Origin of the sequence: Ferrimonas balearica (genome assembly GCF_019802085.1) — a bacterium.
GTDB lineage: Bacteria > Pseudomonadota > Gammaproteobacteria > Enterobacterales > Shewanellaceae > Ferrimonas > Ferrimonas balearica_B.
The window spans coordinates 11489-37073 of sequence record NZ_JAHVHV010000005.1 but is presented as its reverse complement, the minus strand read 5'-3'; the positions used below and the strand labels follow the sequence as shown (position 1 = coordinate 37073).

Genomic DNA, 25585 nt, shown 5'->3' with positions numbered 1-25585 from the left:
CTTCGCTCATTCCGCGGAGGCGGCCTGGGCGTCTCCGTTGTAGATCAGCAAAGGCGCGGTTTCGCCCTTGATAACCGACTCGTCCACCACCACCTTGGCCACGTCCGAAGCGGAGGGCAGGTCGTACATGGTGTCCAGCAGAGTGCCCTCGACGATGGAGCGCAGGCCACGGGCGCCGGTCTTGCGTTCCATCGCCTTACGGGCAATGGCGCGCAGGGCGTCTTCGCGGAACTCCAGCTCCACCCCTTCGAGATCGAACAGGGCGCCGTACTGCTTGGTCAGGGCGTTCTTCGGCTCCTGCAGGATCTGGATAAGGGCGTCCTCGTCCAGTTCCCCCAGGGTGGCCACCACCGGCAGACGACCGATAAACTCGGGGATCAGGCCGTACTTGACCAGATCTTCCGGCTCCACCCGGGCGAAGGTCTCGGTCAGAGACTTGCCGTCGTCTTTGCTGCGCACTTCGGCACCGAAACCGATGCCGGTGCCGGTAAAGGCCCGCTGCTCGATCACCTTATCCAGGCCGGCAAAGGCGCCGCCACAGATAAAGAGGATCTTGGAGGTGTCCACCTGCAGGAACTCCTGCTGGGGGTGCTTGCGGCCGCCCTGGGGCGGTACCGCGGCCACGGTGCCTTCAATCAGCTTCAGCAGGGCCTGCTGCACCCCTTCCCCGGACACGTCACGGGTGATGGAGGGGTTGTCGGACTTGCGGGAGATCTTGTCGATCTCATCGATGTAGACGATGCCGCGCTGGGCCTTCTCCACATCGTAATCGCACTTCTGCAGCAGCTTCTGGATGATGTTCTCCACGTCCTCGCCCACGTAACCGGCTTCGGTCAGCGTAGTGGCATCGGCCATGGTGAAGGGCACGTCCAGCAGGCGAGCCAGGGTTTCCGCCAGCAGGGTCTTACCGGAACCGGTGGGACCGATCAGCAGGATGTTGCTCTTGCCCAGCTCCACTTCGGCGCTGTCACCACCGTGGCGCAGGCGCTTGTAGTGGTTGTACACGGCCACGGCCAGGACCTTCTTGGCCTGTTCCTGACCGATCACGTACTCGTCCAGGTGGGCGCGGATCTCGTGGGGGGTGGGGAGGCGATCGGAGGCGCGCTTGGGCGACAGCTCCTTCACCTCTTCCCGGATGATGTCGTTGCACAGGTCAACGCACTCATCACAGATGTACACAGAGGGACCAGCGATCAGCTTGCGCACTTCGTGCTGACTCTTTCCGCAGAAAGAGCAGTACAGCAGCTTGCTGTTATCGCCATCCCCCTTCTTGATATCACTCATTAACGACCTCTTGGTGCTGGTGCGTCACGGTTGTCTCTAGAGTCTAAGACAGGCTTAGGGCCTTTGCTTATTCAGCGGCCCGGCGGGTCAGCACGGAGTCCACCAGCCCGTACTCGACGGCATCGGTGGCGCTCATGAAGTTGTCCCGGTCGGTGTCCCGCTCGATCACCTCCAGCGGTTGGCCGGTGTGCTCGGCGAGCAAGGTGTTGAGTTTGTGCTTGATGCCGATGATCTCCTGGGCGTGAATGGCGATGTCCGACGCCTGGCCCTGGAAGCCCCCCAGGGGCTGGTGGATCATCACACGGCTGTTGGGCAGCACGTGACGTTTGCCCTTGGCGCCGCCGGCCAGCAGGAAGGCGCCCATGCTGGCCGCCTGGCCCATGCAGACGGTGCTGACATCGGGCTTGATGAACTGCATGGTGTCGTAGATGGACATGCCCGCGGTCACCGAGCCGCCTGGCGAGTTGATGTACAGGTAGATGTCCTTGTCCGGATTTTCCGACTCCAGGAACAACAGCTGCGCCACCACCAGGTTGGCCATGTGGTCTTCCACCGGACCGGTGAGGAAGATCACCCGCTCTTTGAGCAAACGGGAGTAGATGTCGTAGGAGCGCTCCCCCTTGGAGGTTTGTTCAACCACCATGGGCACCAGAGCGTTCAGAGGGGAATCGAGCAGGTGCTGCATAGTTAATCCGTCTTCCTAACAAAATGGCCCGCATGAGCAAAGCCTCACACGAGCCATTATAAGATTGGCCGAGGCGGCCAAGTCAACTCAACTTAACTTAGCGCTGTTGATTCATGAACTCGTCAAAGTTCACTGCTTTCTCAGTAACTTTAGCCTGAGCCAGAACGGCGTCAACCGCCTGTTCTTCCAGGGCAACGTTGCGCATGTTCTGCATCATTTCCTGGTTGCCGGCGTAGTAGTCGACCACTTCCTGAGGATCTTCGTAGGCAGAGGCCATGGAGGCGATCAGGGCGTTGACGCGCTCGTCGTCCACTTTCAGGTCCTGGGACTTGATCACTTCACCCAGCAGCAGACCCACCTGGACGCGGCGCTTGGCTTCGTCCTGGAACAGCTCAGCCGGCAGTTCCGGCATGTTCTGGGCTTGCTGGCCGCCGAAACGCTGCATCGCCTGCTGGCGCAGAACGTTGATTTCGGAATCGATCAGGGCCTGGGGCATGTCGATGTCGTTGGCCTTCACCAGACCTTCGATCACCTGCTGCTTAACGGCGTTTTTCAGCGCCTGGGACAGCTCGCGCTCCATGTTCTTGCGCACTTCGGCACGCAGGGCTTCCACGCCGCCTTCGGCGATGCCGAACTTGACCACGAACTCGTCGTTCAGTTCCGGCAGGACCTGCTCTTCAACGCTGTGCAGCTTGATGGCGAACTGAGCGGCTTTGCCCTTCAGGTTCTCGGCGTGGTACTCCTCGGGGAAGGTCACCTCAATGGTGAACTCGTCGCCGGCCTTGTGGCCTTTAACGCCCTCTTCGAAGCCCGGGATCATGCGGCCGCTGCCGATCACCAGTTCGAAGCCTTCGGATTTGCCGCCTTCGAACTCTTCACCGTCGATGGAACCGGTGAAGTCCAGCTTGGTGCGGTCGTTGTCGCCAGCTTCGCGCTCAACGGCGTTGAACTCGGCGTGCTGCTTGCGCAGGGTTTCCAGCATGGTGTCGACGTCAGCGTCGGTCACGTCGCAAGTGGGCTTCTCCACTTCGATGCTGTCCAGACCGGCCAGGGCCACTTCCGGGTACACTTCAAAGATGGCCGCGAACTCCAGGTCGCCGCCCTCTTCGCTCTTCAGGGGCTCGAACTTCGGCATGCCGGCGGGGTTGAGCTTCTGCTCAACGATGGCCTGGAAGAAGCTCTGCTGCATCACGTCGCCCATCACCTGAGCACGAATGGAAGCGCCAAAACGCTTCTTGAATACCGAAACCGGCACCTTGCCCGGGCGGAAACCATCCAGGCGCACGCGCTTGGCTTCTTTCTTCATCTCTTCGGTCACCTTGGGCTCAAAATCGGCGGCCGCGACGGTGATGGTCATGCGGCGTTCCAGGCCCTGGGTGGTTTCAACAGAAACTTGCATTTCGTTACCTCAAGTACTCGATGTTCTTGTGCTGACCAGCGGGATCCCCCGCTGGTAAAAAAATCCGGTCTCAGGGGCGGCGTCGTGCGCCCTTCTGAGGTGAAAATCGGCGTCCTCGCCGGGATCAAGACGCGCCATTATAGCGACAGCGCCCAGCAGAGTCGAGATGGGGATCGGAGGGGGAAATTTCAATGAAAAAGGGGAGACGCTGAACGCGTCTCCCCTTCGTAAAGAGTGGGGTGGCTGACGGGATTTGAACCCGCGACAACCGGAATCACAATCCGGGACTCTACCAACTGAGCTACAGCCACCACAATTTGCTTGGCACGCCCGGCAGGACTCGAACCTGCGGCCAGCTGCTTAGAAGGCAGCTGCTCTATCCAGCTGAGCTACGGGCGCAGAAACAGGGTTTACCTTGCGTACCTTAAGTGGTCGGTGAAGAGGGATTCGAACCCCCGACCCTCTGGTCCCAAACCAGATGCGCTACCAGGCTGCGCTATTCACCGACACGTCGGAGGCGCTGGCCTCTCAACGGGGGCGCATATTAGCGCTGGCCCCCTTTGTCGTCAAACCTTTTTTCCGGTTGCCACCCCTTTTGCACAAAGGTTGCGCAACCCCTTGCCGGCATCTGTGACAGCCTTGGCACTGACTGATAAAATGTCGCCGTTATCACACTTTAGACAGGGATCCCCATGCCAGCCGCCGTCATCGATGGAAAAGCCATTGCCGCCGACATCCGCCAAACCATTCAACATAACGTGGCCGAACGGGTTCGCCTTGGCAAGCGGCCTCCCGGATTGGCCGTGATCCTGGTGGGCCAGGACCCGGCCTCCCAGGTCTACGTGGGCAACAAGCGCCGGGCCTGTGAGCAGGTGGGCTTCCTCTCCAAGAGCTTCGACCTGCCCGCCGATACCGAGGAGACCGCCCTGCTGTCCCTTATCGATGAGCTCAACCGGGACGCGACCATCGACGGCATCCTGGTGCAGCTGCCTCTGCCGGCGCACATCGACAGCGCCAAGGTGATCGAGCGGATCCAGCCGGACAAGGACGTGGACGGCTTCCACCCCTACAACGTCGGCCGCCTGGCCCAGCGCATCCCGGTACTGCGCCCCTGCACCCCCATGGGGATCATGACCCTCATCGAGTCCACCGGCGTCAAGACTCACGGCCTGCATGCCGTGGTGGTGGGGGCCTCCAACATCGTGGGCCGCCCCATGACCCTGGAGCTGCTGCTGGCCGGCTGCACCACCACCACCTGCCACCGCTTTACCGAGGACCTCAAGGCCGAGGTGGGTCGCGCCGACTTGCTGGTGGTGGCCGTGGGCAAACCGCACTTCATCCCCGGTGACTGGATCAAGCCCGGCGCCATCGTTATCGACGTGGGGATCAACCGCCTGGAGGATGGCCGCCTGGTGGGGGACGTGGATTACCCGGTGGCCGCCGAGCGCGCCAGCCACATCACCCCGGTGCCCGGCGGCGTGGGCCCCATGACCATCGCCAGTTTGTTGGAGAACACCCTGTTTGCCTGCGAGCAGTACCACAGCTGAGCCGGCCCCCAAACGCAAGAAAGCCCGCAACTGCGGGCTTTTTTTATGGCGGAATAGGAGGTTACTTGCGACGCCAGCTGGTGCCACCGGCACCGTCTTCCAGCACGATCCCCATGGCGGTCAGCTCATCACGGGCGGCGTCCGCCGCGGCCCAGTCCTTGCTGGCCCGGGCGTCGTTGCGCGCCTGGATCAGGCCTTCGATCTTGGCCACTTCATCGTCGTCACCGCCCCCTTGCAGGAACTGCTCCGGCGCCTGCTGCAACAGGCCCAGTACCGCCCCCAGGTGGCGCAGCAGACCAGCCAGCTGGGCCGCCTCGTCGGACTCGCCGTCCTCCTTGGTGATGTTCAGCTCCCGGGCCAGGTCGAACAGCACCGGCAGAGCCTCCGCGGTGTTGAAGTCGTCGTCCATGGCGGCGTTGAAGCGGCGAACGAAGTCGTTGTCCAGGTTCAGCTCGGCCGCCGACTCGACGCCACGCAGGGCGGTGTAGAGGCGCTCCAGGGCCGCGTGGGCCTGGTTGAGGTTCTCCTCGGAGTAGTTGAGCTGGCTGCGGTAGTGGCTGGAGAGCAGGAAGTAACGCACCGACTCACTCTGGTACACCTTGAGCACTTCGCGGATGGTGAAGAAGTTGTTCAGGGACTTGGACATCTTCTCCTTGTTCACCTGCACCATGCCGGAGTGGATCCAGTAGTTGACGTAGTTGGTGTCGTGGGCACAGCAGCTTTGCGCCACTTCGTTCTCGTGGTGGGGGAACATCAGATCGGAGCCACCGCCATGAATGTCGAAGACGTCACCCAGGTGCTTGCCGTTCATCGCCGAGCACTCGATGTGCCAGCCGGGCCGACCGGCGCCCCAGGGGGAGTCCCAGCTCGGCTCACCGGGCTTGGCGCTCTTCCACAGGGCAAAGTCCATGGGGTTGCGCTTGGTTTCATCCACCTCAACCCGGGCACCGGATTGCAACTGCTCCAGATCCTGGCGGGACAGCTTGCCGTAGTCATTGAAGGTGCTGACCTCGAACCAGACGTCGCCGCCGGCGGTGACATAGGCGTGGCCCTTGTCCACCAGCTTTTGGATGATGTCGATGATCTCGCCCATGTGGCCGGTCACCGTGGGTTCGATGTCCGGGCGCAGCAGGTTCAGGGCGTCGAAATCCTGGTACATCGCTTCGGTGAAGCGGGCCACCAAGGCCTCGCAGCTCTCGCCGTTCTCTGCCGCCCGCTTGATGATCTTGTCGTCCACGTCGGTGATGTTGCGGACGTAGGTGACCTCCAACCCCTGGCTGCGCAGGTAGCGCACCATGGTGTCGAACGCGACGTAGGTACGAGCATGGCCGATGTGACAGTAATCGTAGATGGTGACCCCGCAGACGTAGAGCCCGACCTTGCCGGGTTCGATGGGTGTGAAAGCCTCTTTTTGTCGTGTCAGGGTATTGAAGATCTGTAACATCGTTGAACTCGTGCTCGAACTGAGCCTTATGGCGAAAACAAAGGCGCTATTCTAACACGTAACAGGCCGGTTCCCGCGACCTTTTTCCCGAAGCGGGGATCCGCTAGAATCCCGGCTGAACCTTTAATGAAGAGAACACACCCATGGTGACACTGCAGACCAATTTCGGCGCCATCAAGCTGGCGCTGGACGCCGAGAAAGCCCCCAAGACCGTAGCGAACTTCCTGGAGTACGCCAAAGAGGGCTTCTACGACGGCACCATCTTCCACCGCGTCATCGACGGGTTCATGATCCAGGGCGGCGGGTTCGACGCTCAGATGCAGCAGAAGCCCACCAAGGGCGGCATCGAGAACGAAGCCAGCAACGGCCTGTCCAACAAGACCGGCACCATCGCCATGGCCCGTACCCCGGATCCGCACTCCGCCACCGCCCAGTTCTTCATCAACGTCAACGACAACGACTTCCTCGACTTCAAAAACGAGTCGATGCAGGGCTTCGGTTACTGCGTGTTCGGTGAAGTGGTGGACGGCATGGACGTGGTGAACGCCATCAAGGGCGTCAGCACCGGCAACCACGGCATGCATCAGGACGTGCCCCTGGAGGCCGTGGTCATCGAGAAGGTGACCATTGAAGCCTAACACCCTGACCCAGAGGGCCGCCCAAGGCGGCCCTCGCACCCTGGTGATCGGCGATCTGCACCTCTCCCCCGGCCGACCGGACATCACCCAGGCGTTCACCCGGTTCCTGGACGAGGAGCTGGATGGCGCCGACGCCCTCTACATCGTCGGTGACCTGTTCGAAGCCTGGATCGGCGACGACGACGTGACCCCCTTCAGCGATCAGATTGCCGAGCGGCTGCGTCGGGCCAGCACCAAGCTGCCCATCTACTTCTGCCACGGCAACCGCGATTTTCTGATCGGCCCCCGCTTCGCCCGGCGCTGCGGCATGACCCTGCTGCCGGAGCCGGAGGTGCTGGAACTGTACGGGGAAACCACGGTGATCCTGCACGGCGACAGCCTGTGCACCGAGGACCGGGAATACCAGAAGTTTCGACGCCTGCGAAACCGCCCCTGGTTTCGCATGATGCTGCTCTCCCTGCCCCTGGCGATGCGTCGGGCACTGGCCCGCCGGGCCCGGGCCAAGAGCCGCATGCACACCCAGCAAAAAGACGAGCGGATCATGGACGTCACCCCCAAGGCGGTGGACGCCCTGATGGCGACCCATCACGCCAGCCGGCTGATCCACGGCCACACCCACAGACCCGCCATCCACCCCCTGCCCCATCAGCGCCACCGCCTGGTGGTGGGCGACTGGTATCATCAGGACAGCGTACTGGTGATCACCCCTGGCCACGCCGAGCTCACCAGCCGCGCTTTCTAGCCCCGGCGTTCAGGCCGCCTGAGGCGGCCCGCTGTGAAAGCGCAGCTGGGGGTCGGGCATACGGATAAGATCCGCCTCCACCGCCCCGATTTGCGCCACCCGCTCGCCGATGTCAGTGTCGCTGAAGCCCTGAGCCAGCGCCAGGTAGTCCTGATAGTGGCGGGCCTCGGAGCGCAGCAGCGACCGGTAGAATCGCCCCAGCTCCTCATCCACATGGGGGATGAGCGCCGCAAAACGCTCGCAGCTGCGCGCCTCGATGTAGGCACCGATGATCAGCCGGTCCACCCGGGCTCCGGGTTCGGTGCGCCGGGCCGACGCCAGCAGGCCATTGGCGTAGCGCGACGCCGACACCGCCCCGTAGGCCACCCCGCGCCGCTGCATGATCTCCAGCACCTGCTCGAAATGGTGCAGCTCCTCCCGCACCAGCAGAAACAGCTTCTCCACCATCTCGGACTTATCGCTCAAAACCGGAGTGGCCGGCCGCTGGGCCAGCAGCGCCTCAGGGGCTAGGCGGCCAAAGGCCACCGCCTCGTAGGGCGCCAGCCACGCCATCAGGGCCGCTTCCGGCACCGCGTCGTAGCGGCGCATCAGGCGCACCGCAGTCTGGGCCGCCTTGAGCTCGCAGTTGCAGTGATCGATGAGCAGCAGCTGGGGCTGGGCGACGGCCGCGTCCAGCCAGGCCTGGGGGGTGGCGCAGTGCAGAAACCGGTGGATGGGGTCGAGCAGGGACACGGGGCCTCCATGGCGATTTAGGGTCACAGCTGCGCAGTATACCGGATCCCTTCTTTGCGCCCGGCGTGATCTGGATCACATAAGTGCTTGACTCGACCCTGACATTCACCAATAACTAAAAGAGCGAGCAGTAGTTGTACCGTCTGAAGTGACTGACGAAAACGCACAGTGACGTAAAGGGAAGGACTATAACTATGATTCTCAACCACTTATGGGGTTTGTACGCACACCCGAAGCAAGAATGGAAAAGCATTGAGAGCAGCCATGAGGGCCTCTCTGCCAGCTTGATCCACATCATGATCATCGCTTTGATCCCCGCCATCTGCGGCTATTTTTCCAGCGCCCACATCGGCTGGAGCATCGGCGCCGGGGATCCCATCCGACTGACGCAAGCCAGCGCCCTGAAGATCTCCGCCGCCATGTATGTGGCTCTGATCGCCGGCGTTTTTGCCCTGGCCTACCTGGCCAACTGGATGGCCAAGACCTTTGGCGCCGATCCCGATTTCTCCCAGGCCCTGGAGCTGGCCGCCTACACCGCCACCCCGCTGTTTATGGTCGGCTTTGCCGCCCTCTACCCGGAGCTGTGGTTCGTGATGATGGCCGGTCTCGCCGGGGTCAGCTACTCGGTCTACCTGCTCTACTCCGGAGTGCCCATCCTGATGAACATCCCCGAAGAGCGGGGCTTCATCTACGCCAGCTCCCTGGTGACCTGCGGCCTGGTGCTGCTGGTGGCCATCATGGCCAGCTCGGTGATCCTCTGGAGCTACGGCTTCGGCCCGGCCTACATGGGCTAGATTGCTCGCTCGCATAAAAAAACGCGCCCGAGGGCGCGTTTTTTTTGTGCTCCACTCCCTCAGGGGTGGCAGACGTTGTGGATCTCGAGGTTGGTCCCCTGCTCCTTGGAGCGGGCGGTCTTGGCGTCGTCGTTGCGCGAGGCGTTGAGACGATCCAGGTAGCCCTGGTCCACGTCGCCGGTGACGTACCGGCCGTCGAACACTGAGGTCTCGAAGTGGGCGATGCCGTCGTTCTGCTCCCGCACCGCGGCTTCCAGGTCCGGCAGGTCCTGGAAGATGAGGCCATCAGCGCCGATAAGCTCGCGGATCTCCTCCACTTCCCGGCCGTAGCCGATCAGCTCGTTGGGGCTGGGCATGTCGATGCCGTAGACGTTGGGGAAGCGGATCTCCGGAGCAGCGGAGGCGAAGTACACCTTGTTGGCGCCGCTTTCCCGCGCCATGTCGATGATCTGCTGAGAGGTGGTGCCACGGACGATGGAGTCGTCCACCAGCAGCACGTTCTTGCCCTTGAACTCGTCGCTGATGGGGTTGAGCTTGCGGCGCACCGATTTCTTGCGCTCGCTCTGACCCGGCATGATGAAGGTCCGGCCGATGTAGCGGTTCTTCACGAAGCCCTGGCGGTAGGGCAGATCCAGCTCCTGGGCGATCTGCAGGGCGATGTCGCAGGAGGTTTCCGGAATGGGGATCACCACGTCGATGTCGTGATCTTCCCACTCGCGGGCGATCTTGGCGCCCAGCTTGCGGCCCATGTTGACCCGGCTGGCGTAGACGGAGATCCCATCCAGGGTGGAGTCGGGGCGGGCGAAGTAGACGAACTCGAAGATGCAGGGCACATGCTGGGGCGCATCGGCGCACTGCTGGGTGAACAGCTGGCCGGCTCGGTCGACAAAGATCGCCTCGCCCGGGGCCACGTCGCGCATGCGGCTGAAGCCCACGGCATCCAGGGCCACGCTCTCGGAGGCCACCATGTATTCGGTGCCCAGCTCGGTCTCTTTCTTGCCCAGCACCAGCGGCCGGATCCCGTTGGGGTCACGGAAGGCGATCATCCCCTGGCCAATGACCAGGGCCACGGTGGCGTAGGCGCCGCGCACCTGGCGATGCAGGTTGCGCACGGCGGAGAAGATCTGCTCGGCGTTGATCTCCTGACCCGGGATCATCTGCAGCTCGTGGGCCAGCACATTCAACATCAGCTCCGAGTCGGAGGTGGTGTTGATGTGGCGGCGCATGCTACGCATGGCGTCCTTCAGCTCGGTGGCGTTGGTCAGGTTGCCGTTGTGAGCCAGGGTGATGCCGAAGGGGGAGTTGACGTAGAAGGGCTGCGCCTCGGAGGCGCTGGCGCTGCCGGCGGTGGGGTAGCGCACGTGGCCGATGCCAGAGGTGCCCTGCAGGCGATGCATGTGCTTAATCTCAAACACATCTTTGACAAGGCCGTTGGCCTTGCGCAAGCGAAACGCCTGGCCATCCACAGTCACGATGCCGGCGGCGTCCTGGCCGCGATGTTGCAGGACGGTCAGGGCATCGTAGATGACCTGATTAACCGGAGAGTGACCGACGATTCCGACGATACCACACATTATTGAGAGTCCTCACAAAGGTCGATGTTCTATTTTAGGGCTTATTGTTATGTGTTTCGGAAACTGGACGACTGTTCCAGGTAGTCGAAGAACCACTGGATCACCGTGCCGAACTCGGGCACCAGCACCGAGTCCTGCCACCACTGGGCGTCCGAGGCGCCGGTGAAGGAGTCCAGGAAGAACAGCATGGCCGCCACCACCAGGACACCGCGCACGGCGCCGAAGCAGATCCCCAGCACCCGGTCGGTTCCGGAGAGCCCGGTCTTATCGACCAGTTGACCCACCAGATAGTTCACCAGAGACCCCAGGATCAGGGTCGAGACAAACAGGATGGCGATGGCCGCACCCTTGCGCATCATGGGGTCGTTCAGCTGCGTCAGGTAGACCGCCAGGTCCTCGTAGAAGCGGCTGGCGATGATGAAGGCCGCAACCCACACCACCAACGACAGCGCCTCCCGGGCGAAGCCGCGGATCAAGCTGATCAGCACCGAGATCCCCAATACCGCCAGGATCGCGTAGTCAAACCACACCATGGTCACAAGTTCATCCTTCCAGATTTCCAATGCGCGGCGATTCTACCAGAGCCACCACGCTTTCTCACTAGAGCCGTTGTGCATTTCTCGTGAGCCCCTGTAACCGGGGCAAAAAAAGAGCCCGCTGGGCGGGCTCACATCTGTAGGGGGTCGTATTTGACCAGCTGGCTCTGCAAGCCATGCTCGTCGGCCAGGCTCTTCTGGGTGCGCTTGAGCTTCTCCTGGGAGACGTCCGGGCCCACGTAGACCACGGTCAGCTGCCCGGAGACCGGCTTGGCGGGCACCGTGTAGGCCCGATAGCCCTGCTCCTGCAGGCTCTTCACCAATCGACCGACGTTACCGGCATCGCGGAAGCTGCCCAGTCGAATTGCCCAGGCCGCCTGGGCCGGAGTGGACACCTCGACCACCGGCACCTCAACGGTTCCGTCCGACTCGGCCGCTTTTTCGGCCGGCGCGTCGGCCTCGGCTACCAGGGCCGCCACTTCGCTGGGTGCCTGGGCCTCGATGGGCTGGTAGGCGTCCGCCGGTCGCTCCGGCCGCTCGGCGCTGGGCCGCAGCGGAATGGTGGCAAAATGCTCCTCCACCCGGGCCTTCTCACCGTTGAGCAACTCGGGCAGGAAGAGCACCCCCAGGGCGGTCAGCACCACGATGCCTACGATGCGGTTATGCAGCTGTTTGGCCAAGCCTATCTCCTCGTCTGCCAATACTGTTTGGCTTGCGCCACAGTGTAAAAGGAGCCAAAGAGAATGACCAGATCCCCGGCCTCGGCCTCGGCCATCGCCGCCGCCAACGCCTGAGCCACGTCATCGAAGCAGGCCGCCTCCGGCAGCGCTGCAGCCAGGCGGCTGGCACTGGCCCCCCGGGGCACCGACAGGTCCGCCAGAAACCAGCAGTCCACCGACTCGGTCAGAGCTGCCAGGGTCTCCTCCACCGCCTTGTCCTTGAGCATGGCGCACACCGCCAGCACACGGTCTGCGCTTTGCTGGCCCAGCCACTGGGCCAGGTGACGGGCGGCATGGGGGTTGTGGGCCACATCCAGCACCAGACGCGGTGTGTCGCTTAATGTCTCCAGTCGGCCCTCAACCCGAGTTTGATTCAACCCCTGTTCGATGGCGCTGCGCGCCAGATCGGGCCACAGCCGTTCCAGCGCCGCCAGGGCGGTCACCGCGTTGTCCCTGGGGATCCGGGGCAGAGGCAGGGCTTCCAGGCGCCACTGCTGGCCGGTAAAGCCCCAGTGCGTCGCCTGCCACTGGCCGTCGAACGCCTGGCCCCGCTGCACCAGCTCTGCGCCCCGGCGGGTCGCCTCCTGGGCCACGGTCACCGGTGGCTTGGGCTCGCCACAGACCAGCGGTCGGCCCGGGCGGGCAATGCCCGCCTTCTCCCGCCCCACGCTCTCCCGGGTGTTGCCCAGGTACTCTTGGTGGTCGAGATCCACCGAGGTGATCACCGACAGGTCGGCATCGATGAGGTTGGTGGCATCCAGCCGCCCGCCGAGCCCCACCTCCAGCAGCACCACCTGGGGCCGATGCTGGGCAAAGAGGTACAGGGCCCCCAGGGCGGAGTATTCGAAGAAGGTCAGCGAGGTGTTGTCCTGGGCCGCGGCAATGGCACTGAAGGCGGTGACGTGCTCCGCCTCCGCCAGCTCCTGGCCATTGATCCGCACACGCTCGGTGTAGCGCTCGATGTGGGGCGAGCTGAACACCCCGACGCTGAAACCGGCGACCATCAGCACGGACTCCAGCAGGGCACAGGTGGTGCCCTTGCCGTTGGTGCCGGCGACGGTGATGACGGTGCTGTGGGGCAGTGCGGTGAGCTCAAGGCGCTTGGCGACGGCAGTCAGGCGATCCAGGCCCAGGTCGATTTCGGTGGGGTGCAGCGCGAGGATGTGATCAAGCCACTCCGCCAGGGAGTGGCTTGCAAAGGGGGTCGAGCTCATGCGCTCTCTTCGACCAGCACCGGGTCGAGGTGGGCAAACTTGGCCAGCAGTCGGGCGAGGGTGTCGCGCATCTCGCGACGGTCCACGATCATATCGATGGCGCCCTTCTCCAGCAGGAACTCACTGCGCTGGAAGCCTTCCGGCAGCTTTTCACGCACGGTCTGCTCGATCACCCGGGGACCGGCAAAGCCGATCAGGGCGTTGGGCTCACCGATGTTGATGTCCCCCAGCATCGCCAGACTGGCGGAGACACCACCCATGGTGGGATCGGTCAGCACCGAGATAAAGGGCAGGCCCCGTTCGCTCATGCGGGCCAGGGCCGCGGAGGTCTTGGCCATCTGCATCAGGGAGAACAGCGCTTCTTGCATGCGCGCCCCACCGGAGGCGGAGAAGCACACCAGGGGCAGGTTCTTCTCCAGGCAGACTTCGACGGCACGGACGAAGCGCGCGCCCACCACCGAGGCCATGGAGCCCCCCATGTAGGAGAACTCGAAGGAGCAGGCCACCACCGGCATGCCGTAGAGGGTGCCCTCCATGGCCACCAGGGCGTCTTTCTCGCCGCTGTTTTTTTGCGCCTGGCTGATGCGATCCTTGTACTTTTTGCTGTCGCGGAATTTCAGGATGTCCTGGGGCTCCAGTTCGGCCCCCAGTTCGCGGCCGCTGTCGGCATCGAGGAAATGGGCCAGGCGATCACGGGCGTGGATCCGCATGTGGTGGTTGCACTTGGGGCACACCTCCAGGTTGCGCTCCAGCTCGGCGCGATAGAGGATGGCGTCACACTTGTCACACTTGCTCCACACCCCTTCCGGGACGCTGCGGCGACGCTCGGAGACCGCTTTACTCTTCGGCAGGATCTTCTTTAACCAGCTCATTTACAGTCCTGTATCCTTTTTGGCCTTTCTGGCGCTATCTGTTTCGAACCGGCGGGGATAATGGGGCAATCAACGGGACAGGGCCCGGAATCCCATCACAATCACTCAATACGCCGGATTTGGATTGGCAAACATTAAACCACAAGGGGGTTTAGGGGGCTAACGAAAACTGGTCATACCCGGTGAACCCCCATAATAGAGCGGCCAACGCCGGCGAAAACTCAAGCAACGTGCGGTTACAGAGGATCCGGCAGGAAGAGCGGTCCGGGGATCGCCTTGGGCAGGCCGAAAGCGTCCGGGTAATCCACCTCCACCAGGTAGAGCCCCGCCGCCTTGGCCGTGGCCGCCGCCAGGGTGCGATCCTTGCCCGCCAGCAGCTCGGCGATCCAGGCTTCGGGTTGATTGCCCAGCCCCACCTCCATCAAAGAGCCAACGATGTTGCGCACCATGTGGTGGACGAAGGCGTTGGCCTTGATGTCGATGATGACGTACTGGCCGTGGCGACTGACGTTGAGGTGGTGGATGTTGCGCCAGGGGGTGCGGGACTGGCACTGGATGGCGCGGAAGGCGCTGAAGTCGTTCTCCCCCAGCAGCTGCTGGCCCGCCCGGTGCATCCGCTCGGCGTCCAGAGGGGTGTGGTAGTGACTGACTCCGTGGCGGAGGATCCCCGGGCGCAGGCGGTGGTTGTAGATGACGTAGCGGTAGCGGCGGGCGGTGGCGGAGAAGCGGGCGTGAAACTCGTCGCTGACCGGCTGGGCCCAGCGCACGGCGATGCCGTCGGGCAGGTTGGCGTTCAGCCCCAGGGTCCAGGCCGCCGGGCGTCGGTCAAACTGGGCGTCGAAGTGCACCACCTGGCCGGTGGCGTGGACCCCGGCATCGGTACGCCCGGCGCAGGCCACCTCAACCGGATGGTTGGCCACCTTGGCGATCGCCTCCTCCAGGCGCTGCTGGACCCCGACCACTTCCCGCTGGCGCTGCCAGCCGTAGTAACCGTGCCCGTCGTACTCAATGCCCAAAGCGATCCGCATAGTGCCCCCAATCTGTCGTTAGGGGGCGCATTATAGCGGCGAAAAAAAACGGTGGCCATCGCCACCGTTGTTGTTGTCAGAGCTGCTCCAGCAGGCTGTTGGCCTCATTCTTCTGCTGCTCGTTGCCGTCGAAGGCCACCTCCTTGAGCAGGGCGCGGGCGCTGTCGTGGTCCTCGATCTCGATGTAGGCCCGGGCCAGGTCTAGCTTGGCGTTGATGGCGCTCTCATCCTCGATCACCTCGGTGCTCTCGGGGCTGCCCTCCATCTCGAAGGAGACCCCGGGATAGGCCACCTCAACCTCCCCTTCGCTCTCCTCGAGCAGCTTATCGATGTCGATAAAGGGCTCCTCGGGGGCCGCGGGGGTGACCGGCTGGGCTGCCGCCGCAATGGGCGTCGGCTCGGGCGCACTCTGGGGCTCCGGCTCCGGGCTGACCGCCTCCGGCACCGCCTCGGTTTCGCTCTCGGCCGCCGTGATCTCCGGTTCGGTCGGTTGCTCCGGTGTCGGCTCGGGGTCCGTCAGCAGATCCTCCAGGGCATCTTCGGTCAGCAGGTGGCTGTCCATATCCACGTCGGCCCGGGCGCTCTCCTGCTCCCGCAGCAGTTCACTGAGGGATTGCCCCTCCGGCTCCTCCATGCTGGGGTCCAGCTGGATCTCACCCAGGTTCAGCTCGGCGTCCAGGTCCGGCTTCTCCAGGGTGCCATCGTTGTGCTCCTCGGGCACCAGGGGCTCGTCGCTCAACACGCTGTCCTGGTCCTGCAGCTCCGACTGGTAGGCTTCCGCCTCCTGATCGTTGCGCCGGCGCAGCCAGGCAAACAGCAGAAGCAACAGGCCCAGGGCCGGGATCACCGCACCCAGGGTCAGCAGCCAGGGGTTGCTCAGCAGGCTTTGCCAGAAATCCGGGGTCGGAGCCGGCTCCGGCTCGGTCACCACCGGCTCGGACACCACACTGTCCGGGGTGGCGGGCACTGCCGCGCCCGGCATCGGCGCTCCCTGCTCCAGTTGCTGCTCGAGCTGCTGGTTGATGGTCTGCTGCTCATCCAGGGCGGACTGCAGCATGGTCATCTCCTGGTTGAGGGCGTCCAAGCGGCGCTTAAGCCGCTCGTTCTGCTCCAGCATCGCCGCCAGCTCGTCCACCGAGGTGGCCAGCTCGCTGCGCAGTCGCTCCACCTGTTCCGACTCCCGCCCCTGCTGCTGAAGCTGCTCGCTGAGTCGCCGGTTCTCGGCCTTCAGCTGGTTGAGCTCGGTGGTGTCGGCGGCGGGCGCTGCCGGGCGGGCCGGGGCGGCGCTGGGGGGCTGCCAGGCGCGGTCGTCCTGACGGGCCCGGGCCCGGGCTTCGCTGGCGGGCAGCGCGGCCATCACCTCACGGGTGGGCACCCGCAGGATCTTGCCCTTTTCCAGGCTGTTGAAGTTGCTGGAGTTGAACGCATGGGGGTTGGCCTCGTACAGGGACAGCATCACCTGGTAGACGGTGATCCCCTCATCCGGACGCACCTCGTTGGCGATCCGCCACAGGGTGTCCCGGCTGGTGGTGGGGCCGTACTCCTGGATCGGCGTTTCCGCCGCTTCGCGGACCTGACCGTCGGGCCCGGTGATCATCAGGGTCTGGGCCTGCAGCCCACCACCGACCAACAGGGCACTGCCCATCAGGGTGGCCAGGACGAGAGAGTGGATCCGTGTTTTCATGCGTTCAGTCCGTTACCTAGGGTTCGCTGTGCTGGTGGGTACAACGGTCGCCAGCAGCAGTTAAAGCACTCAGTTTAAAGAATATTACAGGTATTCGCTCACCAAAAGCTCGGCAATTTGAACCGAATTGAGGGCCGCCCCCTTGCGAACGTTGTCCGCCACCACCCAGAGGTTCAGTCCCTGGGGGTGAGAGAGGTCCTGGCGCACCCGGCCCACGAACACCTCATCCTGCCCCGCGGCATTGCCAAAGGGGGTGGGGAAATCCTCGTCGTCCGCCATCAGGGTCACCCCCGGGGCCTGGTCCAGCAGGGCCTTGGCCTCCTCGGCGGAGGTGGGCAGCCGGGTCTCCAGGTGGATCGCCTCGGCGTGGCCGTAGAACACCGGCACCCGAACCGCGGTGGCGTTTACCCGGATATCGGCATCGCCAAAGATTTTTTGAGTCTCCCACACCATCTTCATCTCTTCCTTGGTGTAGCCGTTGTCCATAAAGCGGTCGATCTGGGGCAGGACGTTGAAGGCGATCTGCTGGTCAAACACCTCGGTGGTGGCCGGCTGGGCGTTGAGCAGCTGCCCGCACTGCTTGGCCAGCTCCTCGATGGCGCGACGGCCGGCACCGGAGACCGACTGGTAGGTGGCCACGTTGATCCGGTCGATGCCGTAGGCGTCGTGAAGCGGCTTCAGGGCCACCACCATCTGGATGGTGGAGCAGTTGGGGTTGGCGATGATGTTGCGGTTGCGAAACTCAGCCAGGGCGTGGGGGTTCACCTCCGGCACCACCAGGGGGATCTCCGGGTCGTTGCGGAAGTGGCTGGTGTTGTCGATCACCACGCAGCCGGCGTCGGCGGCGATGGGGGCCCACTTTTCCGACACGCTGCCGCCGGCACTGAACAGGGCGATCTCCGCCTGGCTCCAGTCGAAGCTGTCCACTTCGATGACGTCCAGGGTCTCGCCTTTGAAACTCACCGTCTTACCCACACTGTTGGCGCTGGCCAGGGGGTAGAGTTTGGCCACGGGAAAGTCCCGCTCCTGAAGGATCTCGATCATGGTCTGGCCGACGGCGCCGGTGGCGCCCAATACCGCGATGTTGTAAGCCATATGCGTTTACTCTCGTATCTTGAAGCCCAGGGCCGCCATCATCTTGGCCGCCCCCGTATCTTGGGTGTGCACCGGTTGGGCACTGAACTCACGCCGGGCCAGGTTGGCTTTGCGGCGCGCATCGAAGCCGCCGGGCTGGGTCAGTGCCGTACGAAACCGGCGGTCCTCTTCGGCCAGGTCATACACCCCCTGGCACAATTGGTGTAACTCGCTTTGGGTTGGCCGCCCCGCCAGGGTCACCTCTGGGCGCGGCTCGGCCGACATAAGCGCCGCCAGCGACGGGGTTTCCCCCATCCCGGGCAGCGCTACCGGGGTGCAGGCCAGGGCCCGATGCAGCATCTGGGTGCCGCGGATCTTACCCTCCACCGAATATCCGGCGATGTGGGCGGTGGCCAGCTCACACAGCGCGACCAACTCCGGCATCGGCGCCGGCTCCCCCTCCCAGACGTCCATCACCAGGGTGAGATCCCCCCGGGCACGCTTGACCTCGATAAGGGCCCGGTTGTCGATCACCTCACCGCGGCTGGCGTTGATAAGCCAGCAGCCGGGGCGCAGTGCAGCCAGGCGCTCGCGGTTCAACAGGTGGTGGGTCTGGGCCGTGAAGGGCACATGGCAGCTGACCACGTCACAGCGGGCCAGCAGGGTGTCGAGCTCGACCCAGGGGCCGGGCTCCCCGGCCTGGGCCCGCGGGGGGTCACAGCGCAGCACGGTGAGGCCCAAAGCTTCCAGCCGGCGGGCCACCGCGCTGCCGGTGTTGCCCAGGCCAATCAGGCCGATGGTGCGCCTATGCAGATCCTCGCCCTGGCGCAGCGCCAGCTCCAACAGGGCACTGAGCAGGTATTCGCCCACCGCCTCGGCGTTGCAGCCCGGTGCACTTGCCCAGTGGATCCCCCGGGTCTCGAGGGCCGGGATGTCCAGGTGATCGGTGCCGATGGTGGCGGTGCCGACAAACTTGAGCTTGGGTGCCGCCTCGATAAGGGCGCGGTTGACCTGGGTGACGGAGCGGACCAACAGGTACTCCACATCGGCCATAGCGGCAGGATGGATCGCCCGACCGGGCTGAGTGCGGATGGGCACCCGGCCGCCAAAGAGCGGTTCCAGGCACGCCATGTTTTCATCGGCGAGAAGCATGGTGGGGAAATTGTGAACTGTCCGGGCGGACAGTGTACCCGATGCGGGAGACGGGTGCGACAGCGGGCCCGGAGCAACCCCCGGGCCCGCTGAGATTTACGGCAGTTTGCGGAAGATCAGGCTGGCGTTGGTGCCGCCAAAGCCGAAGCTGTTGCTCATCACGGTGGCCAGGGCCTTCTCCTGGCACTGGGTGACGATGGGCATCCCCTCGGCATCCGCATCCAGGTTCTCGACGTTGATGGAGGGGGCCACGAAGCCGTGCTCCAGCATCAGCAGGCTGTAGATCGCCTCGTGCACGCCAGCGGCGCCCAGAGCATGACCGGTCATCGCCTTGGTGGCGCTGATCATCGGCGCGTTGTCACCGAAGGTTTCCCGGATGGCGCCCAGTTCGCGGGTGTCGCCCACCGGGGTGGAGGTGCCGTGGGTGTTGAGGTACTCCACCGGACCGGCGCCGGCCTCTTCGGCCTGGCTCAGGGCCTGCTTCATGCAGCGCACCGCGCCCTCACCGGAGGGGGCCACCATGTCGTAGCCATCGGAGTTGGCACCGTAGCCGACGATTTCAGCGTAGATCTTGGCGCCACGGGCCAGAGCGTGCTCCAGCTCCTCGACTACCACGATGCCGCCGCCACCGGAGATGACGAAACCGTCACGCTCGGCGTCGTAGGTCCGGGAGGCCTGGGTCGGGTCGTCGTTGTACTTGGTGGACAGGGCGCCCATGCCATCGAAGCCCATGGCCAGGGTCCAGTGCAGCTCCTCGGAGCCACCGGCAAACACCATGTCCTGCTTGCCCAGCTGGATCTGTTCCACGGCGTTACCGATGCAGTGGGCACTGGTGGCGCAGGCGGAGCTGATGGAGTAGTTCACGCCCTTGATCTTGAACGGGGTGGCCAGACAGGCAGAAGCGGTGGAGGACATGATGCGCGGCACCAGGTAGGGACCGATGCGGCGCACGCCTTTCTGGCGCAGGGTGTCGGCGGCCTGCACCTGGTTCAGGGAGGAGGCCCCGCCGGTGCCGACGATGATGCCGGTGCGCTCGTTGCTCACCTGGGACTCTTCCAGACCGGCGTCCTGGATCGCCTGCTCCATGCAGAGGTAGGCGTAGGCCGCCGCATCGCCCATAAAGCGCATCACCTTGCGGTCGATGTGCTCGGCGGGGTTGATCTTGAGGTCACCCCAGACGCGGCTTCGCAGCCCCATCTCTTCAAACTGTTCGGAATAGCTCAGGCCGCTTTTGCCGGCCTTGAGGGCAGCTGTCACCTCTTCGGCGTTGTTACCGATACTGGAGATCACGCCGATCCCGGTAATTACCGCTCTTTTCATGCATCCTTCCTATTACGTTAGATCTGTCGCAAGCTGGCGCTATGGTAGCGCGAAGCCCGGTGATAACTGGTCGGCTTTCCCCAAAGGGCGTTAAAATGACGCCACATCCGATACATCGAGAGCGCCAGTGACCCCTCTAGAGTCCGCCAGCATCGACTGGTCCGATCCGGCCGCGCCGGTTTCCGCCCAGTTCGACGACGTTTATTTTTCCAAGCACGACGGGGCCGCCGAAACCGACTACGTCTTCCTCCAGCACAACCGCCTGCCGGCGCGCTGGCTCGACCACCCCCGAAGCCATTTCGCCGTGGCCGAGACCGGTTTTGGCACGGGCCTCAACCTACTGGTGTTGTGGCAGCGTTTCAACGAGTTTCGCCAGCAGCACCCCGAGGCCCGCTGCCAATGCCTGCACTTTGTCAGCTTTGAGAAATACCCCCTGAGCGTGACCGACTTGGCCCGGGCCCATCAGCAGTGGCCCCAGTTCGACGCCCTGGCCCGGGCCCTGCGCGATGCCTACCCGCCGGCCACCCCCGGCTGCCACCGACTGGTGCTGGCCGAGGGGGCGGTGATCGTGGATCTCTGGTTTGGCGACGTCTTGACCCAGCTGCCTGCACTGGATGCCGGGCCGAACGGAGTGATGGACGCCTGGTTCCTGGACGGCTTTGCCCCCAGCAAGAACCCGGACATGTGGCAGCCGGCGCTCTTTGCCCAGATGGCCCGCCTCTCCCGCCCCGGCGCCACCCTGGCCACCTTCACTGCCGCCGGCCTGGTTCGGCGGGGCCTGAAGGAAGTCGGCTTCATCATTGAGAAGGTGCCCGGTTTTGGCCGCAAGCGGGAGATGGTGCGGGGCCAGTTCCCGGGTACGCCGCTCCCCTGCCCTACCCCACAGGCCATCACCCTGGTGGGGGGCGGGATCGCCTCCGCCAGCCTGGCCCTGTCACTGGTGCGCCGGGGCCGGTCGGTCACCCTCTACTGCGCCGATGACGCGCCGGCCCAGGGCGCGTCCGGCAACCGCCAGGGGGCGCTCTATCCGCTGCTCAACCAGGCCGACGATGGCCTCGCTCGCTTCTACCAGCAGGCCTTCCCCCTGGCGCGCCAGCAGCTGCTTCAGCTGGTGGGTCGGGGCCACGACGTGTCCCACGAACTGTGCGGTGTGCTGCAGCTGCCGGTGGATGAGAAAAGCAGCGAGCGGCTGACGGCCCTGGGTCAGAACGGCCACCCCAGCGAGCTGGTGCACCCGGTGGACGCGGCCCAGGCCAGCGCCATCGCCGCGGTGCCGCTCAGCCGCGGCGGGCTCTACTTTCCTCTGGGAGGCTGGCTCTGCCCAGCGCAGATGACCCGGGCCCTGCTGGACGAAGCGGCCGAGAGCGGACGATTGGAGGTGCACTATGGTCACGCCCTCACCGAGCTGCATTACGAGGAGGGCCAGTGGCACCTGAGATTTGACGATGCGTCCTGCCAGGCCACCACGGTTGTGCTGGCCCTGGGCCATCGCAGCGGCCAGTTTGCCGCCACTGAGGCGCTGCCCCTCAATCCGGTACGGGGGCAGATCAGCCATCCGCCGGCCCAGGGCACCCCGGGGCAGCTGCGCACCGTACTGTGCGCCGACGGTTACCTGGTGCCCGCCCATGAAGGTCGGCTGACCTGCGGGGCCAGCTTTGGCCGGGGCGACGATGGCAGCGATTGGCGAGACGCGGACCGGGAGGCGATCGCTCAGCGCATGGCCCGAAGTTTCGGACAGGAGGGCTGGGCGGAGGAGCTGGTGCTGGATGACAGCGGCCGGGCGGCGGTGCGGGCGGCGGTACGGGATCATCTGCCCCTGGTGGGGGCGGTGCCGGACTGGCCGGCCCTGGCGCAGTGGCAACCGGGTCAGGCGGTGCCCCAGCAGGACGGGCTGCACCTGCTGACCGGGCTGGGCTCCCGGGGGCTGTGCTCGGCGGCCCTGTGCGCCGAGCTGCTGGCCAGCCAGCTGTGCGATGAACCCCGCCCCCAGGACCAGGATCAACAAGCCCGGCTTGCGCCGGGCCGGTTCTGGATCCGAAAACGGCTGAAGGGCCAGCCGGTCGGCGGCTGAGCCTCAGCCGTTCAGGCGCTGGGCCAGGCTGGCCCAGGCCGCTTTGACCAGGGCCAAGTCCGCCGGTTCCAGCTCACTGCGCGCCTGGTCCAGGTGCTCCGCCATCTTGGCCTCCAGCCGCGCATAATTCGGGTCGCTCTCCTGCTCCAGGCTGGCCAGCACCACGGCAAAGTGGCCCTGCAGGTAGCCGCTGGCGAACACTTCGTCGTCGCTACCCTGCGCCAGTTGCTCCTCAACCCATTGATGGCAGATCGTCTCCCACCGCTCTAACATACTGCTTCCTCCGGATTGGCCAGGGGATACAACACCGCATCCCGGTAGCCGGTAATGATTCGATAGTGACCCTGCAACTCAAGGTCCAGTTGACTGTCGCCGGTGTCCGCCACCATCGCCTGGTGGGCCAGCGCCGTCAGTTTGCTCTTACTGGCCAGGATGACGATGTTGTCCCGGCCGATGGCCCGGATCACCGCCGGGCTCAGTTGTTGGTTGCCCCGGCCAAAGAGGTGGCCCTGACCGCCGATAAGGGTGATCACCAGCTTGGTGGGCACGCCCTGGACGCGGGACAGCAGTTCGGCGGCGGTCAGATCCGACGCCAGCAGCTGGCCATCCCGGATGAGGTCCACCCCCAGCAGGGTGTTGTCCAGCCCCAGCTCCGCCATCACCGCGGCCACGGTGGAGCCGGAGCCCATGACGTATTGCCAGTCCGGGTCCATCTGCTCCACCACCTCGGCGGCGATGTCGTCGGTGACCAGCTCCTCGCTTTCCCGCCCCCCCATCTTCACCGCCTGAACAAAACGCAGTGCCTCCGGCACCGTCATCTCGCCGAAGTACTTGGCCCGCACCTGGCCGGCGCGAAACGCCACCTCGTCGATGTCCCGCACCTCGCCGTCGGTAACGCTCACCAGCTCCCCCTTGACCATCTGGGCGGCAACGATGCCGCTGGCCTTGGGGGTCAGGCCGTAGACGCCGGAGTGGATCTTCACCCCGGCGGGCACCCCCAGCACCGGTTGTTGCGGACTCACCACGGCACACAGATCCCGGGCGGTGCCATCTCCACCGGCAAAAAGGATGAGGTTGGGTCGGCGCTCGGACAGGGCCCGAGTCAGGGCCCGGGTGTCCTCGGCGCTGGAGGGGTGGGCACTGCGGTGCAGCACCTCGACCTCGAAGCCCAGCGAACGGGCCAACTCCTCGCCCATGGCGCCACTGCCGGTCCAAACCTGGATGTGGGCCTTGTGGGGCACCAGGTGGGCCAGGGCCTCGGCCATGCGCTGCTGCGCCTTGGGCTCGGCCCCCAGGGCCAGCGCCTGTTCGGCCACCTGATCGCTGCCTTTAAGGGCGACGCTGCCCCCCAGCCCCGCCAGGGGATTAATGATGAGTCCCAGTGCAAACACGGCCGTCTTCCCTTAACGCAAAATCCTGAATCCTCGGCAGCGGGCGACCAAAGTGGTCACCAAACGCCGCCATCAGAGCCGCCGCCCGCGGCGGCAGCCCCCGCTGGTAGTACTGGTGCACCGCCATCAGCACAGTACGGGCGAAGGCCCCCCGGTCCACCTCGATGGAAAGGTTGTCGGCACTGACGTCGAAGCGATGGCCGCAGGCGCGACTGAGCATCCACTCGATGGCCTGGGGCTGGGCCTCCACCTGTTCGAACCGGGCCTGGGCCTCGGCATCCCGACCGTCCGGGTGGTACCAGTAGCCGTAATCCACCTGTTGGCGGCGCGCCGGCCCCGCCTGGCACCAGTGTGCCAACTCGTGCAGGGCACTGGCGGCAAAACCGTGGGCGAAGTAGATGCGGTGATAGGGGCAATGCTCATCCGCCGGCAGGTACAGCGGCTCATCGGTGCCCCGCACCAGGCGCGTCCGGTACTGGGCCCCCAAGGTGGCGTTGAACACCCGCATCAGCTCATCGGCGTGAACCATCTCTCTCCCTTCCCATGGCGGCCATGGCGACCAGCGACAGCAGCGCCGCCCCCGACGCCAGGGTCCAGGTGGCCTCGGCGCCGGCGCCATTGTGCCACATCTGGCCGCTGATGTAGGCCCCCAGGGCCCCACCCAGACCGAAACTGCTGCTGGCGTAGAGGGCCTGGGCCTTGCCCTGGTGCCCGCCGGAAAAGCTTCTGTGGATGAACTGGATGGCGCAGGCGTGGGCCAGGCCGAAACTGAAGGCGTGCAGCAGCTGGGCGGCAGCCTGACCCGGCAGGCTGGCCCCCAGGGCGCCGGTCAGCCACCAGCGCAGGGCCGACAGCAGGCAACAGAGCATCATCAGCCCCCGCAGGGGGTAACGGCCCAGCAGCCGGGGCGCCACTAAGAAGATGCCGATCTCCACCGCCACCCCCAGGGCCACCAGCACCCCGGCCACCCCCTCTCCTAGCCCCAGCTGGCGCAGGTAGAGGACGTAGAAGGTGTAGAAGGGCCCGTGACTGGCCTGCAGCAGCAACGCCGCCAGCAGAAAACAGAGCACCGAGCGGCGGCGCAGCTGAGCCATAAAGGCGGCCTCGGCGGACTCCCCCCGTCGCTTGGGTGCCACCTCGGCCAGCACCAGGGCGCTGGCCGCCAGGGCAAAGAAGAGCACCAAACCGATGATGGGCAGAGCACCGGGGCCCTGGCGGTCGAACCACCAGCCGGCCCCCACCACCAGCACGATGTAGCCGACGCTGCCGAAGCTCCTGAGTCCACCGTAATCCTGGGGCCGGTCCGCCAGGGTGGTGAGGGTCACCACCTCCAACTGGGCCAGGATGGCGTTCCAGAAGAAGGTGTAGATCCCCAGCACCAGGGCCAGAGCCCAGAAGCCTTCGGCGACAAACAGCCCCAAGTAGGCCAGGGCCGCCAGCAAAGCACCGGCACGGATCACCCCCACCGGCCGGCCCAGCCGGTCGGCCAGGGCGGCCCAGAGGTTGGGGGCCAGGATCCGGGTGCCGAACAGGATCGCCAGCATCCAGCCGATCTGGCGGGAATCGAAACCCAGGTGGTCGAGGTAGAGGCTCAGGTAGGGAACCATCAACCCCAGGATGGCGAAAAACGCAAAGTAAGAGGCCGCCAGCGCTTTGCGCTGACGGCCTGCCAACAACCCGCTCAT

At 64.8% G+C, this 25585-nt stretch carries 23 protein-coding genes, 3 tRNA genes and 2 pseudogenes; 5 read left to right on the top strand and 23 right to left on the bottom strand.

Annotated elements, in window-relative coordinates; genetic code table 11:
* Positions 1-6: 6 nt before the first annotated feature.
* The 6 genes from clpX to KUV81_RS16855 all read right to left on the bottom strand — a co-directional run bounded on the left by clpX (position 7) and on the right by KUV81_RS16855 (position 3874).
* Positions 7-1284 (bottom strand): ATP-dependent protease ATP-binding subunit ClpX, encoded by a 1278-nt coding sequence (gene clpX / locus KUV81_RS16880; protein WP_222545069.1) that lies wholly within the window; start codon positions 1282-1284, stop codon positions 7-9.
* Between the two features lie 67 nt (positions 1285-1351).
* Positions 1352-1969 carry an ATP-dependent Clp endopeptidase proteolytic subunit ClpP gene (clpP, locus tag KUV81_RS16875; RefSeq protein ID WP_222545068.1) on the bottom strand — a complete coding sequence of 206 codons (618 nt, stop codon included), beginning with the start codon at positions 1967-1969 and terminating at the stop codon, positions 1352-1354.
* A gap of 97 nt (positions 1970-2066) precedes the next feature.
* The gene (gene tig, locus KUV81_RS16870; protein ID WP_222545067.1) at positions 2067-3368 is read right to left on the bottom strand and encodes a trigger factor; all 1302 of its coding nucleotides are present in this window, start codon (positions 3366-3368) and stop codon (positions 2067-2069) included.
* A gap of 235 nt (positions 3369-3603) precedes the next feature.
* Positions 3604-3679: transfer RNA gene (locus KUV81_RS16865), tRNA-His, on the bottom strand.
* Positions 3680-3690: 11 nt separating this feature from the next.
* Positions 3691-3767, bottom strand: a tRNA-Arg gene (locus tag KUV81_RS16860).
* Between the two features lie 30 nt (positions 3768-3797).
* Positions 3798-3874, bottom strand: a tRNA-Pro gene (locus KUV81_RS16855).
* Positions 3875-4060: 186 nt separating this feature from the next.
* Between KUV81_RS16855 and folD the strand changes: the two genes are divergently transcribed.
* Entirely contained in the window at positions 4061-4915 is an 855-nt protein-coding gene (folD, locus tag KUV81_RS16850) for a bifunctional methylenetetrahydrofolate dehydrogenase/methenyltetrahydrofolate cyclohydrolase FolD (protein WP_222545066.1), read from the top strand.
* Between the two features lie 61 nt (positions 4916-4976).
* Here the strand turns inward: folD and cysS are convergent, their stop codons facing one another.
* The gene (gene cysS, locus KUV81_RS16845; protein WP_222545065.1) at positions 4977-6359 is read right to left on the bottom strand and encodes a cysteine--tRNA ligase; all 1383 of its coding nucleotides are present in this window, start codon (positions 6357-6359) and stop codon (positions 4977-4979) included.
* Between the two features lie 143 nt (positions 6360-6502).
* Here cysS and KUV81_RS16840 point away from each other — a divergent pair, with 143 nt between their 5' ends.
* Both KUV81_RS16840 and KUV81_RS16835 read left to right on the top strand, forming a co-directional pair.
* Complete coding sequence (locus tag KUV81_RS16840) at positions 6503-6997, top strand: peptidylprolyl isomerase (RefSeq protein WP_222545064.1); 495 nt, start codon at positions 6503-6505, stop codon at positions 6995-6997.
* Positions 6987-7739 carry a UDP-2,3-diacylglucosamine diphosphatase gene (locus tag KUV81_RS16835; protein WP_261389469.1) on the top strand — a complete coding sequence of 251 codons (753 nt, stop codon included), beginning with the start codon at positions 6987-6989 and terminating at the stop codon, positions 7737-7739. The genes KUV81_RS16840 and KUV81_RS16835 overlap by 11 nt, the downstream gene beginning before the upstream one ends.
* A gap of 9 nt (positions 7740-7748) precedes the next feature.
* Here the strand turns inward: KUV81_RS16835 and KUV81_RS16830 are convergent, their stop codons facing one another.
* On the bottom strand, positions 7749-8471 hold the full coding sequence (locus KUV81_RS16830; protein ID WP_222545063.1) for a tRNA-(ms[2]io[6]A)-hydroxylase: 723 nt from the start codon (positions 8469-8471) through the stop codon (positions 7749-7751).
* 194 nt (positions 8472-8665) lie between these two features.
* On the opposite strand from KUV81_RS16830, the gene KUV81_RS16825 reads away from it, so the two are divergent.
* A complete protein-coding gene (locus KUV81_RS16825) occupies positions 8666-9265 on the top strand; it encodes a Yip1 family protein (protein WP_222545062.1) in 600 nt (199 codons plus the stop codon).
* A 59-nt stretch (positions 9266-9324) separates the two neighbouring features.
* Here KUV81_RS16825 and purF read toward each other — a convergent pair whose 3' ends face one another.
* The 11 genes and pseudogenes from purF to fabB all read right to left on the bottom strand — a co-directional run bounded on the left by purF (position 9325) and on the right by fabB (position 20438).
* A complete protein-coding gene (purF, locus tag KUV81_RS16820) occupies positions 9325-10839 on the bottom strand; it encodes an amidophosphoribosyltransferase (RefSeq protein WP_222545061.1) in 1515 nt (504 codons plus the stop codon).
* A 47-nt stretch (positions 10840-10886) separates the two neighbouring features.
* Positions 10887-11372 carry a CvpA family protein gene (locus KUV81_RS16815; protein WP_222545274.1) on the bottom strand — a complete coding sequence of 162 codons (486 nt, stop codon included), beginning with the start codon at positions 11370-11372 and terminating at the stop codon, positions 10887-10889.
* A gap of 134 nt (positions 11373-11506) precedes the next feature.
* Positions 11507-12055: an SPOR domain-containing protein gene (locus KUV81_RS16810; protein ID WP_222545060.1), complete on the bottom strand. Its 549-nt coding sequence runs from the start codon at positions 12053-12055 to the stop codon at positions 11507-11509.
* A 2-nt stretch (positions 12056-12057) separates the two neighbouring features.
* A complete protein-coding gene (gene folC / locus KUV81_RS16805; protein ID WP_222545059.1) occupies positions 12058-13308 on the bottom strand; it encodes a bifunctional tetrahydrofolate synthase/dihydrofolate synthase in 1251 nt (416 codons plus the stop codon).
* Positions 13305-14180 (bottom strand): acetyl-CoA carboxylase, carboxyltransferase subunit beta, encoded by an 876-nt coding sequence (accD, locus tag KUV81_RS16800; RefSeq protein ID WP_222545058.1) that lies wholly within the window; start codon positions 14178-14180, stop codon positions 13305-13307. Before accD ends, folC begins: the two co-directional genes overlap by 4 nt.
* A gap of 236 nt (positions 14181-14416) precedes the next feature.
* Positions 14417-15208 (bottom strand): tRNA pseudouridine(38-40) synthase TruA, encoded by a 792-nt coding sequence (truA, locus tag KUV81_RS16795; RefSeq protein ID WP_222545057.1) that lies wholly within the window; start codon positions 15206-15208, stop codon positions 14417-14419.
* A gap of 76 nt (positions 15209-15284) precedes the next feature.
* Positions 15285-15428, bottom strand: a pseudogene (locus KUV81_RS19925) (FimV/HubP family polar landmark protein); the annotation flags it as partial.
* Between the two features lie 1089 nt (positions 15429-16517).
* Positions 16518-16805, bottom strand: a pseudogene (locus KUV81_RS19920) (FimV/HubP family polar landmark protein); the annotation flags it as partial.
* Between the two features lie 171 nt (positions 16806-16976).
* Complete coding sequence (locus KUV81_RS16785; RefSeq protein WP_222545056.1) at positions 16977-17987, bottom strand: aspartate-semialdehyde dehydrogenase; 1011 nt, start codon at positions 17985-17987, stop codon at positions 16977-16979.
* 6 nt (positions 17988-17993) lie between these two features.
* Positions 17994-19097 carry a 4-phosphoerythronate dehydrogenase gene (locus tag KUV81_RS16780; protein WP_222545055.1) on the bottom strand — a complete coding sequence of 368 codons (1104 nt, stop codon included), beginning with the start codon at positions 19095-19097 and terminating at the stop codon, positions 17994-17996.
* A 117-nt stretch (positions 19098-19214) separates the two neighbouring features.
* Complete coding sequence (gene fabB / locus KUV81_RS16775) at positions 19215-20438, bottom strand: beta-ketoacyl-ACP synthase I (RefSeq protein WP_222545054.1); 1224 nt, start codon at positions 20436-20438, stop codon at positions 19215-19217.
* A 127-nt stretch (positions 20439-20565) separates the two neighbouring features.
* Between fabB and mnmC the strand changes: the two genes are divergently transcribed.
* Complete coding sequence (gene mnmC, locus KUV81_RS16770; protein ID WP_222545053.1) at positions 20566-22509, top strand: bifunctional tRNA (5-methylaminomethyl-2-thiouridine)(34)-methyltransferase MnmD/FAD-dependent 5-carboxymethylaminomethyl-2-thiouridine(34) oxidoreductase MnmC; 1944 nt, start codon at positions 20566-20568, stop codon at positions 22507-22509.
* Positions 22510-22512: 3 nt separating this feature from the next.
* Here mnmC and KUV81_RS16765 read toward each other — a convergent pair whose 3' ends face one another.
* From KUV81_RS16765 to KUV81_RS16750, 4 genes are read right to left on the bottom strand one after another with little or no spacing between them, the layout of a single operon-like run.
* Positions 22513-22782 carry a YfcL family protein gene (locus KUV81_RS16765; RefSeq protein ID WP_222545052.1) on the bottom strand — a complete coding sequence of 90 codons (270 nt, stop codon included), beginning with the start codon at positions 22780-22782 and terminating at the stop codon, positions 22513-22515.
* Entirely contained in the window at positions 22776-23900 is a 1125-nt protein-coding gene (locus KUV81_RS16760; RefSeq protein WP_222545051.1) for an ATP-NAD kinase family protein, read from the bottom strand. The genes KUV81_RS16765 and KUV81_RS16760 overlap by 7 nt, the downstream gene beginning before the upstream one ends.
* Positions 23875-24429: an elongation factor P hydroxylase gene (locus KUV81_RS16755; protein WP_222545050.1), complete on the bottom strand. Its 555-nt coding sequence runs from the start codon at positions 24427-24429 to the stop codon at positions 23875-23877. Before KUV81_RS16755 ends, KUV81_RS16760 begins: the two co-directional genes overlap by 26 nt.
* Complete coding sequence (locus tag KUV81_RS16750; RefSeq protein ID WP_222545049.1) at positions 24413-25585, bottom strand: MFS transporter; 1173 nt, start codon at positions 25583-25585, stop codon at positions 24413-24415. The genes KUV81_RS16755 and KUV81_RS16750 overlap by 17 nt, the downstream gene beginning before the upstream one ends.

Bases quoted from the DNA above. Each gene is read 5' to 3' on its own strand.
- clpX (WP_222545069.1), bottom strand. From the start codon at position 1,284: ATGAGTGATATCAAGAAGGGGGATGGCGATAACAGCAAGCTGCTGTAC.
- clpP (WP_222545068.1), bottom strand. From the start codon at position 1,969: ATGCAGCACCTGCTCGATTCCCCTCTGAACGCTCTGGTGCCCATGGTG.
- tig (WP_222545067.1), bottom strand. From the start codon at position 3,368: ATGCAAGTTTCTGTTGAAACCACCCAGGGCCTGGAACGCCGCATGACC.
- folD (WP_222545066.1), top strand. From the start codon at position 4,061: ATGCCAGCCGCCGTCATCGATGGAAAAGCCATTGCCGCCGACATCCGC.
- cysS (WP_222545065.1), bottom strand. From the start codon at position 6,359: ATGTTACAGATCTTCAATACCCTGACACGACAAAAAGAGGCTTTCACA.
- KUV81_RS16840 (WP_222545064.1), top strand. From the start codon at position 6,503: ATGGTGACACTGCAGACCAATTTCGGCGCCATCAAGCTGGCGCTGGAC.
- KUV81_RS16825 (WP_222545062.1), top strand. From the start codon at position 8,666: ATGATTCTCAACCACTTATGGGGTTTGTACGCACACCCGAAGCAAGAA.
- purF (WP_222545061.1), bottom strand. From the start codon at position 10,839: ATGTGTGGTATCGTCGGAATCGTCGGTCACTCTCCGGTTAATCAGGTC.
- KUV81_RS16815 (WP_222545274.1), bottom strand. From the start codon at position 11,372: ATGGTGTGGTTTGACTACGCGATCCTGGCGGTATTGGGGATCTCGGTG.
- folC (WP_222545059.1), bottom strand. From the start codon at position 13,308: ATGAGCTCGACCCCCTTTGCAAGCCACTCCCTGGCGGAGTGGCTTGAT.
- accD (WP_222545058.1), bottom strand. From the start codon at position 14,180: ATGAGCTGGTTAAAGAAGATCCTGCCGAAGAGTAAAGCGGTCTCCGAG.
- truA (WP_222545057.1), bottom strand. From the start codon at position 15,208: ATGCGGATCGCTTTGGGCATTGAGTACGACGGGCACGGTTACTACGGC.
- KUV81_RS16785 (WP_222545056.1), bottom strand. From the start codon at position 17,987: ATGGCTTACAACATCGCGGTATTGGGCGCCACCGGCGCCGTCGGCCAG.
- KUV81_RS16780 (WP_222545055.1), bottom strand. From the start codon at position 19,097: ATGGCGTGCCTGGAACCGCTCTTTGGCGGCCGGGTGCCCATCCGCACT.
- fabB (WP_222545054.1), bottom strand. From the start codon at position 20,438: ATGAAAAGAGCGGTAATTACCGGGATCGGCGTGATCTCCAGTATCGGT.
- KUV81_RS16765 (WP_222545052.1), bottom strand. From the start codon at position 22,782: ATGTTAGAGCGGTGGGAGACGATCTGCCATCAATGGGTTGAGGAGCAA.
- KUV81_RS16755 (WP_222545050.1), bottom strand. From the start codon at position 24,429: ATGGTTCACGCCGATGAGCTGATGCGGGTGTTCAACGCCACCTTGGGG.
- KUV81_RS16750 (WP_222545049.1), bottom strand. From the start codon at position 25,585: ATGAGCGGGTTGTTGGCAGGCCGTCAGCGCAAAGCGCTGGCGGCCTCT.